We start from the raw sequence: 18,810 nt of genomic DNA, 5'->3' as shown, positions 1-18,810 counted from the left end.
CAAATCCTTTTAATACTTACCTGCGAGGTTCAGGGAATGCGAAATCTGCGAGTCTATGAAGAAGCCTGGCCGTTACATACTCCGTTTGTGATCGCCCGCGGCAGCCGCAGCGAGGCAAAAGTCGTGGTGGTGGAGATTGAAGAGAATGGCGTCAAGGGGACAGGTGAGTGCACGCCCTATCCTCGTTACGGAGAGAGTATAGCCTCGGTGATGGCGCAGATTATGGCGATTGGCGAGCAGATTGAACGCGGCGTCTCTCGTGAGCAGATTCAGCACCTGCTGCCCCCCGGGGCCGCGCGTAACGCCGTGGACTGCGCGCTCTGGGACTGTCAGGCGCGCAGCGCGGGTAAGAGCATCGCGCAGCTGTTGGGCGTGACGCTGCCCAACCGGGTGGTTACGGCGCAAACGGTGGTTATCGGCACGCCGGACCAGATGGCGGCGAGCGCGGCGGCGCTGTGGGAAAAAGGGGCCACGTTGCTGAAAGTGAAGCTCGACGATCATCTGATTAGCGAGCGGTTGATTGCCATTCGTGAAGCGGTTCCGCAGGCAACGCTCATCGTGGATGCCAACGAAGCCTGGCGCAGCGATGGCCTGGCCGAGCGCTGTCAACTGCTGGCGGATATTGGCGTGGCGATGCTGGAACAGCCGCTTCCGGCTGGGGCCGATGAAGCGCTGGAGAATTTTATCCACCCGCTGCCCATTTGCGCCGATGAGAGCTGTCATACGCGCGACAGCCTGGCGGCGCTGCGCGGCCGCTATGAGATGGTCAATATCAAACTGGATAAGACCGGCGGTCTGACCGAAGCGCTGCTATTGGCTGAGGAGGCGGAGCGCCTGGGATTTGCGCGGATGCTGGGCTGCATGCTGTGTACCTCAAGAGCGATCAGCGCGGCGCTGCCGCTGGCGCCGCTGGCCCGATTTGCCGACCTCGATGGCCCGACCTGGCTGGCGGTGGACGTTGAGCCGGCGCTGCATTTCAGCACCGGCGTGCTTCATCTTTGAGGATGCCAGTGCAGCAGGTCCGTCATCGCCTGAAGGTATTTATCCGTCGCCTCGTCGGCGGATATCGGCGGGAATTCGGCGGTGATGCAGGGCAGGCCGATATCCGCGCACCAGCTGCCAAAGGAGCCGGGCGTTTCATAGCCGACGCTGCCCACCAGCGGCAGGCTGAACGCCCCGGCAAGCCACTGCCCCAGCGCGCTGTGGCCGGGGTCTTCAATACAGGCCAGCGGATCGTGAAACGAGACCACCCACGCGGGATGGATCTGGTGGATCAGCTGGCACAGCGCCTGGGTTTCCGGTTCTGAACCGGGTTTTTCGCCGGTGAGCAGAACCACATCGCGCTGTTCCGCCGCGCTGTTCCAGCGATAAACCGTTTCGCCTTCTTTCCAGTTTGCCGCCGGAAAATTCCGGTTCAGGTCGATGCCGCGCGCGTTGGCGCGCAGCCCCAGCTGGCAACCGTCCGGGTTGACCGCCAGCACGACATGATGGCGGCGCAGCTCGGGTTTGAGCGTACGTAGCGCGCAGGAGAGGGTGACAATCGATGCGTTTTCATCGCCGTGGGTACCGGCAAGGATCAGGCCGCTGCGGCTATCGGCCAGCGGTGCAGGGAACCACAGCAGCGGCGCGCCGAGGTGGGACTGGCCATAGCGTTGTGTGCCGGGCGGAAAATCACCGCGCTGAGGGCGAGGACGAGAAACGGGCATAGGGCATCCTGTTGTCAGGTTATTTTTCAGCAGTGTTGTGTAAAACCGTCCCGGAATCAAATAGTTTCCAGCGAGGACGAAATCAGCATATATGTCAACTTTCTTTCACAAGCCGTTTGCAATTTCAGGTGATGAAACAAATAATTATCGCACTGCCAGCTCTGGTTTTTTTATTTTAAAGGGGATCTTATGAAGTATCCTGTCACATTGACATGCGGCGCGCTGTGGTTAGCCAGCGTCTCTTCTCTTGCCTGGGCGGCCGATGTCCCGCCGGGCACCGTATTAGCCGAAAAACAGGTGCTGGTGCGGCACATTAAAGATGAACCCGCCTCCTTAGATCCCGCCAAAGCCGTCGGTCTGCCTGAAATTCAGGTTATCCGCGATCTTTTTGAAGGTTTAGTCAATCAGGACGAGAAAGGCAATCTGATTCCAGGCGTGGCGATTCGCTGGCAGAGCAATGATAATCGCGTCTGGACATTTACCCTGCGCGATAACGCCCGCTGGTCCGACGGAACGCCGGTAACGGCGGAGGATTTCGTCTATAGCTGGCGGCGGCTGGTTGATCCTAAAACCACCTCCCCGTTTGCCTGGTTTGCTGCGCTGGCCGGAATCGCCAATGCGCAAAATATTATTGATGGTAAAGCCGCGCCGGATACCCTCGGCGTCACCGCCGTGGACGCGCGTACCTTGCGCGTGCAGCTGGATAAACCGCTGCCGTGGTTCAGCAATCTGACGGCGAGCTTTGCTTTCTATCCGGTACAGAAGGCTAACGTGGAGAGCGGCGACAACTGGACGCGTCCGGGAAGCCTGATTGGCAACGGCGCGTATGTCTTAAAAGATCGCGTGGTGAATGAAAAGCTGGTGGTGGTTCCCAATACGCACTACTGGGATAACGGCAAAACGGTGATCCAGCAGGTCACATTTACGCCCATTAACCAGGAATCGGCGGCCACCAAACGCTATCTGGCCGGCGATATCGATATCACCGAGTCGTTCCCGAAAAATCTGTACCAGAAGCTGCTGAAGGATATTCCGGGGCAGGTCTATACCCCGCCGCAGCTGGGCACTTATTATTACGCGTTTAACACGCAGAAAGGGCCAACCGCCGATGAGCGCGTCCGCCTGGCGCTCAGCATGACTATCGATCGCCGTCTGATGGCGGAGAAAATTCTGGGTACCGGCGAGAAACCGGCCTGGCGCTTCACCCCGGACGTGACCGCAGGTTTTACCCCGCAGCCGACGCAAATCGAGAGCATGAGCCAGGCCGAGCTGAATGCCCAGGCCAAAGCGCTGCTGCAGGCGGCGGGCTACGGTCCGAACCGTCCGCTGAAGCTGACCCTGCTGTACAACACCTCGGAGAACCACCAGAAAATCGCGATTGCGGTGGCTTCCATGTGGAAGAAAAATCTGGGCGTCGACGTGAAGCTGCAAAATCAGGAGTGGAAAACCTATATCGACAGCCGCAATACCGGCAACTTCGATGTGATTCGCGCCTCATGGGTCGGGGATTACAACGAGCCGTCGACGTTCCTGTCGCTGCTCACCTCGACCCACAGCGGTAATATCTCCCGTTTCAACGATCCGGCCTACGACAAAATTCTGACCCAGGCGGCGCTGGAAACGTCGGAAAAGGCGCGCAATGACGATTACAACGCGGCGGAAAAAATCATTATGGCGAAAGCGCCCATCGCGCCGATTTATCAGTACACCAACGGGCGTCTGATTAAACCGTGGCTGAAAGGGTATCCGATAGCCAATCCGGAGGACGTGGCCTATAGCCGCACAATGTATATCCTGAAGCACTGATGCGTACTGACCTCCTGCCAACATCAGGCAACCATCGCTAAACCCACAACTGGCGCGGCTTACAGCGCCAGTGTCTCCTTTCGCATTCTGAGTATCTTCATCCAGGTCGTTTCAGCCCCAAACTCCCACTTTCCGATGCTGTTATTCGTTCAGGATTAAAGCAGTGCCGTCAACTCAGTGAACAACTTTAGCTCGCACGCGTTGCAGGCGTCGCAACGTAATAGTACTGGCACCAGCAACCAGAGGCACGCCTTGCCCGGCTGTTGCTAATACAACAGGCTGTGTGCATCAGTTGGCGCATTCGCAACAGCTCTTGCGCAAGCCTATTTTTTAAAACCATTGATTAACATGAATTAAATAATGCGCAGCCTTTGGCATGATTATCGCTAACACCCATATAACAAAATTAAAATAAGTCTTCGATAAATATCGAATATGGTTATATAGGAAATGGATAATGACGCAGAAAGCTGACGATAATATCAACATATTGGCGTTCTCTCGCCGTAGATTGCTCTCGCAGAGCAACCTTAGCGGAGAAAGCGAGGAATGGCCTGGCGACTATCGGCAGGGAACGCTGCGCCAGCGCTTCCTGCATCATCTGCGTAGCTACTGGGATGTGTATCGTTATCGGAAAGCGCCGCAGGTGGCCGATCGTGCTGCCGCCATTGCCGGAGAAACGCTGGCGACGCTGGGTTTCAGCCTGTCCGCCCGATGTCCCGAGTCCTGATTTTTTCCCCTTTTATCCTTTTCATTAATAAGCGTGTGCCAGTACCTGGACACACCGTGGAGAGCGCTATGCCATCGCAACGAGAGATTCGCCTTAACGCGTTTGATATGAACTGTGTCGGTCACCAGTCGCCGGGCCTGTGGGCCCATCCGCGCGACCGCTCCTGGCAATATAAAGATCTGGAATATTGGGTCGATCTGGCGCGCCTTCTGGAGCGCGGCAAATTTGACGGCTTGTTTATTGCCGATGTGCTTGGCGTTTACGATGTATTTAACGGCAACGGCGATGCGGCGATTCGTCAGGCGACGCAGGTGCCGGTAAACGATCCGCTGGCGCTGATAACCCCGATGGCGCTGGTGACGGAACACCTTGGCTTTGGTCTGACCGCATCGCTCTCTTTTGAGCATCCCTATCCATTTGCCCGTCGGCTGTCGACGCTCGATCATCTGACCAAAGGACGGGTGGGCTGGAATATTGTTACCTCGTATCTGGAAAGCGGCGCCCGCAATATTGGGTATCAGGCGCAGACCGACCATGATGCGCGCTACGACTACGCCGATGAATACCTCGACGTCGTGTATAAACTGCTGGAAGGCAGTTGGGAAGACGGCGCGGTTTTGCGCGATCGCGAACGGGGAATTTTTAGCGATCCGCAGAAAATCCATCCGATTAACCATCAGGGCAACTTTTTCTCCGTTCCGGGTATCCATCTGTGCGAGCCGTCGCCGCAGCGCACGCCGGTTCTCTATCAGGCGGGGGCCTCCAGCCGCGGAAAACAGTTTGCCGCCACGCATGCCGAGTGCGTTTTTGTCGCTGCGCCGTCGAAAGTTCTGTTGAAGAAGACGGTCGCGGATATTCGTCGTCGCGCCGCATCCGGGGGCAGACTACCGTCGCGGCGTGCGAAACGATGTCGGGGCGAAGGAGACGGCGGCATGATTGATATCGATAATCTGCATAAACGCTACCGCACGGCGGATGGCCGCGTCAGCGAGGTTCTGAAGGGATTATCGCTCAGGGTGCCCGCCAGCTCCATCACTGCGGTGGTAGGGCCGAGCGGTGCGGGGAAATCGACCCTGGCGCGCTGCATCAGCCTGCTGGAACGCCCCGATAGCGGCAGTATCAAGGTTAATGGCAAAGACTTGTCATTACTGTCAGGGGAGGCGCTGCGGCGTGAACGGCGCGCGATCGGCACCGTTTTTCAATCCTCAGCGCTGCTGAATCGCAAAACGGCGTGGCAAAACATCGCGGTGCCGCTGGAGTATCTGGGCGTGGTGGAACGCGACATTAAGGCGCGGGTCGGTGAACTACTGGAGAGCGTAGGGCTGAGTCACAAAGCGGAGGCCTATCCGTCCCAGCTTTCCGGCGGACAGCGTCAGCGCATTGGTATCGCTCGCGCGCTGGCATTACGTCCGTCGGTACTGCTGGCGGACGAGGCCACGTCTGGGCTGGATCCCCAGGCGACCGCCACGGTGCTGGGTTTGCTCCGACAGCTACGTGATGAGTACCGGCTGGCGATAGTCCTGATTACTCATGAAATGGATGCGGTACGCGCCGCGGCGGATGCGGTGGCGGAAATCCGCGATGGCGCGATAGTCCAGTACGGGCAGGTGAAAGAGCTGCTGGCCCGTCCGGATTCCCTGCTTGGTCAGCAGCTATTGCCGCTGTCGCCCATCGCTGTTAACTGCGATCTGCTGCTGCGCCTGAGTTATCGCTGGGATGTGCCGGTGGCGACTGACTGGATCAGCCGTCTGAGCCACCAGCATGCGCTACAGATAGATTTGCTCGGCGGCCATGTGGAAGTGATCAACGGTCAACTGGCGGGGCGTTTACAGGTCGGCGTCCGATTTCAGGGACAACGACTGTCAGCGGATCGAACGATCGCGCTTTTAGCGCAGCTGGGCATTGCGGCGGAAATCCTTGCACACGCCCCCGAGCTACAGGAGGCGGTATGAAACCGACAGTGATAAGCCAGGATACGCCGTGGCATGAAATCCATACATTGCTGCTGCCTGCTTATGGGGAAACCTGGCTGATGGTTGCCATTGTGATGCTGTTTGTGGTGACCCTTGGCGGCGCGGTGGGCGTGGTGTTATTCAACGCCTCGCCGCGAGGATTATTTCCGCATCCCGCGCTTTACCTGGTGCTTAACTGGGGCGTCAACATGGGGCGCTCTCTGCCCTTTCTGGTGTTAATGGCGGCGATTATCCCGTTTACGTTCTGGCTTACGGGCACCACTATCGGCATCCCTGCCGCGGTGGTGCCGATGATTGCCGCTGGCGTGCCATTTTTTGGCCGTCTGGTGGAAAACGCTCTGCGCGAACTCCCGGCGGAGGTTACCGCGGTGGGGCTGGTGTGCGGCGGTTCGCGCTGGCAGATAATCCGCCACGCGCAGCTCAGCGAGGCGCTGCCTGCGCTGGTGGCGGCGGTCACGCTTAACCTGGTGTCGATGATCGAATATTCGGCGATTGCCGGCACTATCGGTGCGGGCGGGATCGGCTATCTGGCGGTCGTGTACGGCTATCAGCGTTTCGACAATCACATCATGATCGCCACCATTGTCGTGCTGATCGCCACGATTCAGATCATTCAATTCTTTGGCGACCGTCTGGTCAATAAGCTTCGCCACACTCAGGGGATTTCTTCATGACAACAGAACAGTTTGAACTCCGTAAAGCCCGCCGCTGGCCATGGCTGGCGGCGCTGGCAGCGATCGCGGCGCTGGCCGTCGTATTCTGGTGGTGGCGCGGATACGCGCAGGCGCCGCAGGTCGTTTTCGGTACGACGTTAAAAATTCACTACGAACCGGCGATGGCGGGCGAGCAGCGAATTATTGAGTACATCAGTCAGCATATTGCGCCCGATTATGGCCTGAAGCTGGAGGCGGTGGGCGTACAGGATCCGGTACAGGCGGACAGAGCCGTGGCGGAGGGGCAGTATGCCGGCACTATCTATCAACATCAGTGGTGGCTTAAGCAGGTGGTGGACGCCAACGGCTTTGCGCTTTCGACGACCGTGCCGGTTTTTCAGTGGGCCTTCGGGATCTATTCCGACCGCTATAAATCGGTACAGGATTTGCCCGTCGGGGCGACCCTCGTCGTGCCGGATGATGGCGCTAACCAGGGGCAGGCATTATGGTTGCTGCAAAGGATAGGGTTAATCTCACTCGATCCGGCGGTTGAGCCGCGCACGGCGAAACTGAAAAATATTGTCGGCAACCCGCACAAGTTCAATTTTAAAGAGCTGGATTTATTAACCATGCCGCGTGCGCTGAATTCAGTGGATGCCGCTATTGGTTATGTCTCACAATTTGATGCCGGAAAAGTCCCGCGAGAAAAAGGCATATTATTCCCGCCTGCGCCTAAAACGTTTGCCTCGCAGTTAGTCATCGGTACACCGTATTTATCGCAGGAGAATATTGTCAAATTAAAACAGGCTTTTTCCGATCCGCGTATTCAGACGTGGTTAAAGACCACTGACGATCCGCTGGTCAAAGATGTACTGGTTCCGGTCTCAGCAAACTAAGACATCATTGATGAAACGATAATAACCGGACGGGCATTTGCTCGCCCGGTTACTGGCATCATTATTTATTAACTTATTGAATATATTGATAATTATATGATTATTTATTGTTTTTAATATGCTAGAGCCCGGCTTATAACCAGAGTCACCTGCACAATTATATAAGGTAAATAATATGAGTACTCTGTCTGTTGATAATGCTGGTGCCGTTTCGGCACCGGTGAGTAGCGTCGGGGATGTGGCGCGATTAATTAATTCCGGCAGGGAGCAGAGTAAATATGCGCGGATGATTGTATTCCTCGCGCTCGGCGGTGTATTCCTCGACGCTTATGATTTAACCACGCTCTCTTACGGTATTGATGATGTGGTGCGGGAATTCCAGCTCTCGCCGCTTTTAACCGGCATTGTCACCTCGTCAATAATGGTCGGCACGATTATCGGTAATTTAATCGGCGGCTGGCTGACGGATAAATATGGCCGTTATTCGGTGTTTATGGCCGATATGCTATTTTTTGTGGTATCGGCGATTGCGGCAGGACTGGCGCCGAATGTCTGGGTATTAATCGGTGCGCGGTTTCTGATGGGGATTGGCGTCGGGATCGATCTCCCGGTCGCCATGTCTTATCTGGCCGAGTTTTCCCGCTTTAGCGGGAAGGGTAATAAGGCCGCGCGGCTCGCGGCCTGGTGTCCGATGTGGTACGCCGCCTCGACGGTCTGTTTTTTAATCATCTTTGGGCTCTATTTCCTGTTGCCAAAAGAACATCTGGACTGGCTGTGGCGCGCATCGCTGCTGTTCGGCGCGGTTCCGGCGCTGCTGATTATTGCCGTGCGCAGCAAATTCATGAATGAATCGCCGTTATGGGCGGCCAACCAGGGCGATCTGACCTCGGCTGTGCGTATTCTGCGCGACTCTTACGGGATCAACGCTCACGAAGCACCGCCAGAACGTCCTGCTCCGCCGCCCAAAGTGAGCTTTCGCGTGCTATTTGCAAAACCGTACCGCGAACGCACTATTGTCGCCGGGGTGATGAACGTCTGTATCTCATTTGAGTATACGGCGATCGCCTTTTTCCTGCCGTCCATTCTCGCCCAATTCCTTGGCGCTGGCGTGTTCGAAACCATCTCCGCCTCGCTGGGACTCAATGCGCTGTTCGCCTTTACCGGTGGGCTGCTGGGGATGCACCTGGCATGGAAATACCCGTCGCGACACGTCGCGATCGCCGGGTTCGCACTGCAGTTTATCGCCCTGATCGTCCTCGCGCTGGTGGGGCAACCGCAGGCCGCGCTGGGTGTGGCGCTGGCGATTGCGATGCTGGGGCTGTGGCTGTTTGCCGAGGGCTTTGGTCCCGGCGCGCAGTTGATGATCTATCCGGCGCTTTCATACCCAACCGCTATTCGCGCCACCGGGGTCGGCTTCAGCCGCGCGCTTTCCGGTATTGGCAGCGCGCTGGCGCTGTTTGTGCTGCCGCTGCTGCAGGCATCGCTCGGTACGCAAATGTTCTGGGTCGTATCGCTGGCCGCCATTATCCCGATTTTCTTCCTGCTCGCGGTACGCCATGAGCCTACCCAATATGACATTGACGACAGCCACCATTGAGGAACAGAAAATGACTTTACTCTCTACCGGCACCGACTATGAACAGCTGGCGGCGACCTTCCGACCGATTTTTGCCCGTATCGCGCAGGGAGCGGCAGGGCGCGAACAAAACCGCATCCTGCCCGATGAGCAGATCCGCTGGTTGAAAGAGGCCGGATTTGGCACGGTACGCATTCCGCGGGAAAAGGGCGGCTGGGGCGCGTCGTTGCCGCAATTAATTGCGCTGCTTATTGAGCTGGCTCAGGCCGACTCCAACCTGCCGCAGGCGCTGCGGGCGCATTTCGCCTTCGTTGAAGACCGCCTCAATCAACCTGACTCGCCGGCGCGCGATCGCTGGTTCCGTCGCTTCCTCGACGGCGAGATGGTGGGCAGCGGCTGGACCGAAATCGGCGCGGTCAGGCTGGGGGAGGTTTTCACCCGCGTAACGCCCGTTGAAGGCGGCTGGCGGCTGGACGGTGAGAAATTCTATAGCACAGGTACGCTGTTTGCCGACTGGATAGATGTTTTCGCCCGGCGCAGCGACAACCAGGGCGATGTGATTGCGCTGGTCAGCACGAGCCAGGCCGGCGTTGAACGCGAGGATGACTGGGATGGCTTCGGTCAGCGTCTGACCGGCAGCGGCACGACCCGCTTCAAACAGGCACAGGTGGAGCAGGATCACGTCTACGACTTTGCGCAGCGCTTTCGTTATCAGACCGCGTTTTATCAGCATATCCTGCTGGCGACGCTGGCGGGAATTGGCCTGGCAGTTGAGCGTGACGTCGCCGAAGGCGTGAAAAAGCGGACCCGGATGTACAGCCACGGCAATGCCGCCGTGCCGCGCGACGATGCGCAGGTACTCCAGGTTGTGGGACAAATCAGTAGCTGGAGTTGGGCGACGCGGGCGGCGGTATTGCAGGCGGCGGAATCGTTGCATCAGGCCTACCTTGCGCATGCCAGCGGCGACGAAGCGCTCATTGAACAGCGCAATCGTCTGGCTGAAGTCGAAGCGGCGCAGGCGCAGGTGATTGCCAGCGACTGGATCCCGCGTGCGGCCACCGAGCTGTTCAACGCCCTCGGCGCGTCGGATACGCGAGTGAGTAAGGCCCTTGATCGGCACTGGCGCAACGCGCGCACCGTGGCATCGCACAATCCGGTGATTTATAAGGCGCGAAATATCGGTAACTGGCTGGTTAACGGCGAAGCGCCAACCTTTATCTGGCAGATTGGCGACGGCGAGAAATCGCAGGGCTGAGAAACACGGCGAAGGAGCCTCTCCGTAAGGATCGTTGGCACCCCCATCACGATTGAGCGGGGGAGCATCCCCCGGATCATGGACGACTGGGGGCAGCGATCGTGCCGGGTCTGGCTGGCTAACACCCCAGTATATTGGGTACGGATAAAGTAACGGGGCTACACTTCCTTCATCAACATTGTACGCAAGGGAAAACGACATCAGGGCAGCGGTGGGCTGGAGACGCTGGTGCAGGACGGCGACCTTTTCGCAGATCTTGCAATACGGTCTGACTCTTAAACAACAAATAGCTACCGAAAATGCGGCAAGAAACTGCCGCATGCCACTCTTTAACGTGTTAAGAAGATGGCTGAGGTCCAAATCCGGGACTGGTCCTTTTGCCTGGCACTGATGAAGAACGGATGTTCCCGTTTTTCTGACAGGATAAGTTCAGAAAGTGGAATTTCGCCGCTGATATCACGTGGAAGCGGCTGTTCGGTAACCAGTTCAATATCTACCTGAAGTTCGGTGCCTGGAAGCGTAAAAGTCTCTTTGCCTGCAATCAGAAGCGTTTGACCATCAATATCCGTTTCAAAAACCGGCGCCCAGGCATGTGGTTGTGGCAAAAGCGGATCGCCCACTTTGATATAGCTACTGATGTCCAGATGAACGTGTATTTTTGCTCCGGCCAGCCCACCGGTACTGACAGTAACTGTGTCGCTGTCACCATTGGTGTCGGTCCGCAAGCCAATCTGTGTATGACTTTTACGCCAGACGGTCTGCTCCGGGTGATCTGCGCCCGAGAGGGAAAACGCATTGATTGGTGTCCCTGTGACCTCAATATGTCCCGTCCAGTAAGCACCCCGATAGCGGTCCTTAATGCGTGCCCCCCCCAGACGCACCCGGAACTGATATTTAGAGCGCCCAAATTCCGCGTGCAAATCGCGATGCCATACCTCTCTTTCTCCATCGTAAAGCGTTACCGCTTCCCAGCCCGCATCGCCTAACAGACGATAACGCAGTACATCTGCTGAACTGAATTCCGCTACATCTCCCATCAGCGCATCGCCCGCACGCAACTCGGCATAGCTTCGTTCACCTGTTGTGGCATAGGTGTGGCGGGCACGAAGCGCTGCAGCCACACCTTTTCTGTCGAATCGTTCAGCAAGTACGCCAGTCAGGCCTCCACGGGATCCGAAGACGGCTGTCGCAGGCACGCCACCACCACATCGCCCCTGATGTTCATCGCTGTTGGCGGTCGCGCCCAGACGATAGCCCCGTTCGAGCGCCTCGGCATAGACCCAGTGAAACTGCCCCCAGGCGGAACCGACTTCTATCAAGCGCTCCAGCTCCGGGTGATGCCAGTCCAGGTTGCAGCGGCGCCCGCCAACATGCGGGATTAACAGATGTTTGTGCGGTTCGCGTGCGTAGGCCGCATAAAGTTCATCAAGTGGCCATGCACCCGGTTTGATGGTTCCGGCAGTGAACTCATTCCACTCGAATGAACGCACCAGCCGCCCCTGATTATCAAACGGGAACTGAGGTTCATCATCTTCAAGGAACACCACATTATGATCGCCACCGGCGCAGGTATTACCGCACCACTCGGTACCGGAATAGCAGACAAAACTGTCTGGCTGGTTCAGCGCATTAATCAGCTTTACCGCCTGCTTCCAGCGCGCTTCAGTCACATTAAAATCGTTGGCGGTATAGCCAAGAATATCGAGACCGGCGACATCACGCCCGTAGCTGAGGTTATACAGCGTGTCGTTGGTACCAACCGTGTCATCAGAATGCACATGAAGATCGGCATAGAGCGGGCGCAGACCTGTGGCGGTTTCCTCCACCGTTATCCATCCTTTGCCTTCCAGCAAGGGCAGCGTGCCCAGTGCGGCGCTGAACGACCATTCTCCTGCGCAGAGATGCAAATCGCTGATACGCGCAATCGCCCAGCCCTCTTCGGCCAGCCGGAAATCATGATGCTCTGTTTCACCTCCCGATGAGGTCAGCGTCAGGCGTCCTGCCAGCGGCAGGCTCCGGCAGGTATTCCCCCAGCGGTCATCCAGCCGGACGATAAGGGAGAAAGGCGTTTCAGGTGCCAGTAACCTCGGCGCGATCGCGGCAAGAGAAGCGGGCTCACCGGGCACGATATCCAGCAGCGTATCGCCGGGTACCTCAGCAAATTTTGAGCTCCCCAGCGGATCAACAAACAGGCGGAAGCGGAAATCTTTCTCAACGAAACTCTGTACACGCGTACCGCCCCCGCCATGGCGCCGATCGCCCAGGCGGATAATGATTTTGTCTCCCGGATTGATGTAGCCATCAATAATGTCGATCAGAATGGCTTTCTGGAACGGACGCTCGTGCCCCTTCTGATCAAAACGCACCTTCAAATGCTGGACCGTGGCAGGGCTCTGTCCTGGCACTAGCGGGCCTGCCTGATACTCGGCGCTGACATAGTTGGCTGCCGAGGGATCGCTGGTCTGAAACAGCGCCCAGTCCGAGTAAAATTTAAAGGCGAGCTTCAGCCATGCGCCGTCAGCCAGCCCGCTGGCGCCCACGGTATATACCAGTTGGATCTCTTCCCACGCACCGGCAGTCAACTGAGTATGCGAGCAGGCCACACTGCCCAGAAACGGTCGGGCTTTATTCTGCTCATACAAGCCCTTCGGAGCGATGTAATCGCCTGCATCACGGATATCGAACTGACTCACATTAACCTCACAATTATTGGGCGCGCCAGCGCTGATAGCGCTGTTCAATGCGGCGAAAAACAAGATTTTCCATTAACCAGGCGATAAGCCCGATAAGGCAAATTCCCAGTAGTACCTGACTGCTGTTACCCGTCTGTCCGCCCATGGCAACCATCCAGCCTATGCCCTGAGAGGCGCCGAGCATTTCCGCTGCCACCAGCGCACGCCATGCCTGGCTGAATCCGATGCGCAGTGCGGCGGTGATAAATGGCAGGGAGCTGGGCAGATAGACATGAAGAAGCAGTTGAAACGGTCGAGCTCCCAGCGTGCGTGCTGCACGCACTTCACCGCCACGGATGCCGCGGATTCCCTCCTGAATGGTCAGACACATCGGGAACAGCGCAGCGATGACAATCACCACCACGATGGAAACGAATCCCAGGCCGAAGATCAGCAGCATCAGCGGTGCCCATGCGATGGGCGGGATAGCCATAAACAGGCTGTTCAGTGGCGTAAGGAACTCCCTGACGCGATCGGAAAGTCCGGCGCTGACGCCAAGAATCAGTGCCAGCAGCACGGCAGTCATAAAGCCGGTGAATTCTTCCAGCAGGCTGGCCTGTAGCTGACCCCAGATGGAACCATCACTGAACCAGCGTATGGCTTCCCGACATACGTCCCAGGGTTGCGGCAACACATAAGAGGGATAGTGACTCGCAACGATAACCCAGACCATGAGTAACGCGGGCAGGGAAGCCCAGCCCCAGTTTGGTTTGAACTTCACTGCGTTATCCCTGCTTTTGTCAGCCACTGCGTATCAACAAATTCATTCAGCTCTGGCGCCTTTTGCATGTAGCCCAGCGTCTGTGAGTCCTTCATCAGCTGCTCAAAAAAGGCGCCATCTTTCTTCGTCAGTGACACAGACCACTCAATACGTTTACGGGCTTCCTGAACCAGCGCCTCCGGCGGCAGCGTTTTACCGTCAGCGGTTTTAATAGCCCGCAGCTTAAACGCATCGGCCATGATCCGATCGGCTTCTGCAGGATGCTGATTGATAAAATCCACTGCTTTTTGATGCGCACGGATAAGCTTCACTACATCGTCCGGGCGGTCCTTCAGGGTCTCCGGTAACGCCATCAGTACATACCACGGATAACCCGGTTGGACTTTGTTTACATCGAGCAGCAGTCTGGCGTCGCCGCGCAGCAGTGCTTCGCTGACAAAGGGCTCCCAGGTGAAGGCTGCATCCACAACGCCCTGCTGCAGCGCAGCGGGCATGTTACCGGCGGGCATACTCAGGATCTGAGCATCTTTGTCAGCAACCAGACCTGCCTGCTGTTGCAGCACCACACCGCGCAGCAGAACATCCATTCCGCTCCCTTTTTTGACGCCAGCGATGCGTTTGCCTTTTAGGTCAGCCAACCGGGAAATAGCACTCTGTGCGGGAACGATCAGCGCGGCCTGTCCGCTGTTCACCTTAGCGATAATTTGCCCCTTGAGCCCGCGCGAAAACCACTGGAATACCGGTGTCGCACCCATATAGGCTGCATCAAGTTCATGCGCCGCCAGCGCCTGACTGATGACGGGACCATCACCAAAGGATTTAAGCTCGACGGTCAGCCCTTCCTGCTGATAAAAACCCTCTTTCTCGGCGATAAGTGCAGGCGCGTTGGCCAGCGCATAGACCCAGCCAATACGCAGCGGCTGGGAATCCGCAGCGTCAGCAGCATTGAATAAAACCCCTGATATCAGCACAGCAAGAAATGATTTACCCATTTGATTGATGTTCCGTTTTGTTAGAGTGAGTGGTTGTCGGACTGCTGCATCACATCGGTAATGCGCTTCAGTAATTCATTACGATACATGGCAAAAGCCGGAAGCTGTCGCGTCTCCAGATTGCTTCGCGGGCGCGGTAAGGCGATGGACAATTCGCTGTGTACGCCGCCGGGTGCACGATTCAGAACGATGACGCGGTCAGCAAGAAACACAGCCTCTTCAATATCGTGGGTGATGAAGACCGTTGTCTGCCCAATGGCGGACCAGAGACGTAGTGTCTCCTCGTTCATGTCCCCACGGGTGATGGCATCGAGCGCAGCAAATGGTTCGTCCATTAACAGAACATCCGGCTCCAGCGCCAGCGCGCGAGCCAGTGACACGCGCTGCTGCATGCCCCCGGACATCTGGTGCGGCAACTGATGTGCGGCATGTACCAGGCCCACACGTTGCAGATATGTCATAGCGCGTCGGCGCTGAGAGGCCACGTCCTCGCGCCTTTGCATCCGCAATCCGAACCGGACATTCTCCAGCGCGGTCAGCCAGCCAAAGAGCTGTGGCTGCTGAAAAACATAGCCAAGCCGATGGTTTTCCGGCGTGGTACGCTCACCGCCAATCCGCACGGCTCCCCGCTCTGGCTCTGTGAAACCGGCCAGCAGATTGAGTAACGTGCTCTTACCGCACCCCGAGGGGCCCAGCAACACCACAAACTCTCCCTGGCGGGCATGAAAACTGAAATGGCTGAATACCGGCGCGCCGCCGGGATAGCGAAAAGTGATATTGTCTACCGCCAGTGCGTATGGTTGAGAATTCGTCATGCTGAGCGTCACGTATAAGAAATAATGAGATGTGGTTATAATACGTATTAATACAAGTTGATCTAAGATCGCTTCTGACTAAACTAGATCCGAACGGAATACGAGAGACGGAACCTGAATGACACTGGTGCGTGAAAACATTACATCGCTCTACCGGCAGATTGCCGATACCCTGCGGCAGGAAATTGCCGCCGGGCATTTTCAACCTGGCGGAAAACTGCCCTCTGAAGCTGCGCTTGAACAGCGATTTGCGGTCAGCAGGGTGACGGTACGGCTCGCGCTGAAGCATCTGACAGAGCAGGGGATTGTCGAGCGCAAGCAGGGAAAGGGAACCTACATATCGGGCAAGAAGGTTGCACATGGCATCAACGTCATGCGTAGCTTTCATGAGTCGCTAAAGCAGCAGGGGCTGAATGCCACAATGCGTTTGCTGGTCAAAGAGGAGGTGCCAACGCCAGAGTCGCTGCAATCGCTGTTTCAAATGTCCCGGTCGCTGACGTTTATTTCACGGCTGCATCTGGTGGATAATGATCCCATTGCGGTGGGTTACAGTCATTTCCCGGCATTTCCTCATGAGCTGAGCTGGGAAGAGACCGAGAAGGAACCGACCTGGGTCCTGTTAGAAAAAGCCACGCAACATCACATCAGTCGCTCCGATATTGCCATCCGGCTGGCCTTCGCGGATAAGGGACTCTTTGACGTGCTGGGAACCGATAAAAACGCGCCGCTTTTTCTACTGGAGCGAACATCCTGGTTTGAAAACGGGCAGTGCGCTGAGAACTCTCGCTTTTTCATTCGTCCGGAACGCTACGAGTTTATTTTGAGCAACAGCTGAAGTAGGGGCTCTGATTCTCACCGGTGATTTAATTTGACTGGGTATTCAGAGTATTGGCAATCCGGTCATGAACCTCGCGATCTGGATGATGTTCATCATTCTGTTATCAGTATATGCGGTGAATGTCATTAGCCCTTAATCTTCTTCGTAAATCATCGTAGCTACTATTGAATGAGCGCTGACAGGGGGATACATGGATTCTGCATACGCGTTTAAGAATTTGGTTTCAGGAACGTCCCCCCGGAAAGTGAAGGCATGTTTCTTGTCAGGCCCACATGCGAGTCAACAGGGCACTGTTAACATATTGTCCGTCAGGCTGTTCCAGAGCATCTCACTTCGGCAATCCGCGCGGCCGATACTGCGCCCACCGGCGCAATACTCAGTGGAAAGTCTGCGCAACGGGCTGAACAGTGTTAGCGTGTGATGCTGCCAGGTTGAAGGGGAGGAGTGCTGCGCTATAGCTGAATCAGGCTGGGCTCTCTTCCCCCTGATACTGCAAGCATAGGGGTGATCTCATTGAATTGGTTGCACAATCAGTAGATCACAAAACGCTATGCTTGTCTTTTTCACCCGCCCATGAATGGGGATTCCTCAGTGCTTCAGCGGGGCTTTTTACTTAATCTTTCAACGAAATCCCTTTCATTGTTTCCCAGATTCTATGCTTATCCTGCTCGTGTAAATTCTTCTGCTGCACGGCGTGCATAAATGCCTCCTGGCCCTGTTCCGTCAGAGGTTGCCCGGACTTTAATCGTGCCGCCACACTTTGTAGAATACGATGGCTAAGTTGGCCGATTTGCGTCCGGACATCCTGAAGCGGGCGAGGCTGCCAGTCAGTTTCCGGCGCCGCCAACCAGTCGGCGCGATAGCGGTACTGAATCGCCTTGGCGGCGTCCATCTGCGCCTGAATAAATGGCCTTACGCTCTCGCCTTTTAATCCCAGCGAATCAGCATCAGCAGTGGCGCTCTCCAGAACCTTCTTCTCTTGCTGTAGATCTTCAATCGCCTGGTGATGTTGCGCTTTATATCCGGCAACATCTTTCATCAAGGACAAACGTTCATTGATCAAATTGCCAATCGAAGGGGTTGAAGCAGAAATTGCCGTTGCAGAGAAACTTGCGGCAGCGAGAAGCAACACGGCTGTATAGAGCTTGTACGGCATCATAAATCTCCGACGTCGATAAACAGGAAGTCTGTAAAAGCGTTCCGGTCAGTTGAAGAAACATTTCGCAGAAAGCGTAGCTAGCGCATTTTACAGTCTTGTGATGATAAAAAAACCGTAAACCCGATCCGGGCTTACGGTTCTCTTTTACAGCGGGGTTAAAAATTACTTCGACACGTCCGCACCGAAGTATTTCTGGGAAATACGTTCATAGGTGCCGTCGGCCTTGATCTCTTCCAGCGCTTTATCAATCGCCGCTTTCAGCTGCGGGTTGTTTTTGCGCAGCAACACGCCGGATTTCTCCGCGTCAGACTGGGTTGCGACAATTTTCACTGGCGCATCCGGTTTATGTTTTTTGAAGTCGAGGAACGACAGGTTGTCGTTGATGGTCGCATCGGCACGGCCCTGCACCACTAAATCCACAGATTGGTTAAAGCCATCGGTCGGCACAATATCCGCCCCGTATTTACGCGCGATCTGCGCATAGTTACTGGTCAGCGTGTGGGCCGATTTTTTGCCTTTCAGATCTTCAAAACTTTTAATGCTGCTTTTGTCATTGACGATCAGCACCGCTTTAGACGCGATATACGGCTCGGAGAAGTCGAATTTCTTCTGGCGTTCTGGCGTAATGCCGACCTGGTTAATCACCACGTCGTAACGGCTCGCATCGACACCGGCGATCAGTCCGTCCCATTTCCCTTCTACGAACTGCGGGCTCACTTTCAGGCGTTTGGCGATTTCACGGCCAATCTCTACGTCAAAACCCTCCAGCGTGCCGGAAGCATTGTGGAAAGTGAATGGCGGATAGGTGCCTTCAGTACCGATTTTCAGTACGCCAGCGGACTGAATCTTTGCCAAATCATCCTGCGCCAGCGCTGCGTGGGCAAAACCAAGCTGCATAATCCCGGCGACGACTAATGTTGCGAGTGCTTTCATCTGCATTACCCTATGTTGTTTTTAT

At 56.2% G+C, this 18,810-nt stretch carries 15 protein-coding genes and 2 pseudogenes; 10 read left to right on the top strand and 7 right to left on the bottom strand.

Annotated features, from left to right (window positions below; all coding sequences use genetic code 11):
• The first annotated feature begins 36 nt into the window (after positions 1–36).
• Entirely contained in the window at positions 37–1,002 is a 966-nt protein-coding gene (gene ycjG / locus ABLU96_RS24860; RefSeq protein ID WP_004850227.1) for an L-Ala-D/L-Glu epimerase, read from the top strand.
• On the opposite strand, the gene mpaA is transcribed toward ycjG, so the two are convergent.
• Complete coding sequence (gene mpaA / locus ABLU96_RS24855; RefSeq protein ID WP_004850230.1) at positions 993–1,706, bottom strand: murein tripeptide amidase MpaA; 714 nt, start codon at positions 1,704–1,706, stop codon at positions 993–995. The genes ycjG and mpaA overlap by 10 nt on opposite strands.
• Positions 1,707–1,895: 189 nt before the next feature.
• Between mpaA and ABLU96_RS24850 the strand changes: the two genes are divergently transcribed.
• From ABLU96_RS24850 to ABLU96_RS24815, 8 genes and pseudogenes are all read left to right on the top strand, one after another.
• Complete coding sequence (locus tag ABLU96_RS24850; protein ID WP_048261863.1) at positions 1,896–3,512, top strand: peptide ABC transporter substrate-binding protein; 1,617 nt, start codon at positions 1,896–1,898, stop codon at positions 3,510–3,512.
• A 484-nt stretch (positions 3,513–3,996) separates the two neighbouring features.
• Positions 3,997–4,167, top strand: a pseudogene (locus ABLU96_RS24845) (FAD-dependent oxidoreductase); the annotation flags it as partial.
• Between the two features lie 143 nt (positions 4,168–4,310).
• Positions 4,311–5,114: pseudogene (locus ABLU96_RS24840) on the top strand (NtaA/DmoA family FMN-dependent monooxygenase); the annotation flags it as partial.
• A 60-nt stretch (positions 5,115–5,174) separates the two neighbouring features.
• Positions 5,175–6,194: a methionine ABC transporter ATP-binding protein gene (locus tag ABLU96_RS24835; RefSeq protein WP_048261869.1), complete on the top strand. Its 1,020-nt coding sequence runs from the start codon at positions 5,175–5,177 to the stop codon at positions 6,192–6,194.
• Positions 6,191–6,889, top strand: a complete 699-nt coding sequence (locus ABLU96_RS24830) for a methionine ABC transporter permease (protein WP_064406546.1) — start codon at positions 6,191–6,193, stop codon at positions 6,887–6,889. The genes ABLU96_RS24835 and ABLU96_RS24830 overlap by 4 nt, the downstream gene beginning before the upstream one ends.
• Entirely contained in the window at positions 6,886–7,764 is an 879-nt protein-coding gene (locus ABLU96_RS24825) for a MetQ/NlpA family ABC transporter substrate-binding protein (protein ID WP_032719786.1), read from the top strand. Before ABLU96_RS24830 ends, ABLU96_RS24825 begins: the two co-directional genes overlap by 4 nt.
• Before the next feature lie 175 nt (positions 7,765–7,939).
• Positions 7,940–9,361: an MFS transporter gene (locus ABLU96_RS24820; RefSeq protein ID WP_014838232.1), complete on the top strand. Its 1,422-nt coding sequence runs from the start codon at positions 7,940–7,942 to the stop codon at positions 9,359–9,361.
• A 10-nt stretch (positions 9,362–9,371) separates the two neighbouring features.
• A complete protein-coding gene (locus tag ABLU96_RS24815) occupies positions 9,372–10,595 on the top strand; it encodes an acyl-CoA dehydrogenase family protein (RefSeq protein WP_064406548.1) in 1,224 nt (407 codons plus the stop codon).
• 329 nt (positions 10,596–10,924) lie between these two features.
• Here ABLU96_RS24815 and ABLU96_RS24810 read toward each other — a convergent pair whose 3' ends face one another.
• Genes ABLU96_RS24810 through ABLU96_RS24795 form a run of 4 tightly spaced genes read right to left on the bottom strand, consistent with a single transcriptional unit; the run spans position 10,925 to position 15,855 of the window.
• Entirely contained in the window at positions 10,925–13,288 is a 2,364-nt protein-coding gene (locus ABLU96_RS24810; protein WP_064406565.1) for a hypothetical protein, read from the bottom strand.
• A gap of 13 nt (positions 13,289–13,301) precedes the next feature.
• Positions 13,302–14,048: an ABC transporter permease gene (locus ABLU96_RS24805; RefSeq protein WP_170873307.1), complete on the bottom strand. Its 747-nt coding sequence runs from the start codon at positions 14,046–14,048 to the stop codon at positions 13,302–13,304.
• On the bottom strand, positions 14,045–15,040 hold the full coding sequence (locus ABLU96_RS24800) for an ABC transporter substrate-binding protein (protein ID WP_014229041.1): 996 nt from the start codon (positions 15,038–15,040) through the stop codon (positions 14,045–14,047). The genes ABLU96_RS24805 and ABLU96_RS24800 overlap by 4 nt, the downstream gene beginning before the upstream one ends.
• Before the next feature lie 20 nt (positions 15,041–15,060).
• Complete coding sequence (locus ABLU96_RS24795; RefSeq protein ID WP_025107016.1) at positions 15,061–15,855, bottom strand: ABC transporter ATP-binding protein; 795 nt, start codon at positions 15,853–15,855, stop codon at positions 15,061–15,063.
• Positions 15,856–15,973: 118 nt separating this feature from the next.
• Between ABLU96_RS24795 and ABLU96_RS24790 the strand changes: the two genes are divergently transcribed.
• Positions 15,974–16,690: a GntR family transcriptional regulator gene (locus ABLU96_RS24790; protein ID WP_064406550.1), complete on the top strand. Its 717-nt coding sequence runs from the start codon at positions 15,974–15,976 to the stop codon at positions 16,688–16,690.
• Positions 16,691–17,306: 616 nt separating this feature from the next.
• On the opposite strand, the gene ABLU96_RS24785 is transcribed toward ABLU96_RS24790, so the two are convergent.
• Both ABLU96_RS24785 and ABLU96_RS24780 read right to left on the bottom strand, forming a co-directional pair.
• Positions 17,307–17,852 carry a chorismate mutase gene (locus ABLU96_RS24785; protein WP_170873306.1) on the bottom strand — a complete coding sequence of 182 codons (546 nt, stop codon included), beginning with the start codon at positions 17,850–17,852 and terminating at the stop codon, positions 17,307–17,309.
• A 162-nt stretch (positions 17,853–18,014) separates the two neighbouring features.
• Positions 18,015–18,785, bottom strand: coding sequence for an amino acid ABC transporter substrate-binding protein (locus ABLU96_RS24780; RefSeq protein ID WP_014229046.1), 771 nt, complete (start codon positions 18,783–18,785; stop codon positions 18,015–18,017).
• Positions 18,786–18,810: the final 25 nt, after the last annotated feature.

Source organism: Klebsiella sp. CN_Kp106 (assembly GCF_040064575.1).
In the GTDB taxonomy this organism is placed as follows: Bacteria; Pseudomonadota; Gammaproteobacteria; order Enterobacterales; family Enterobacteriaceae; genus Klebsiella; species Klebsiella michiganensis.
Note: the sequence above shows the minus strand (reverse complement) of the source record. Positions and strands in the feature narration are given on the sequence as shown.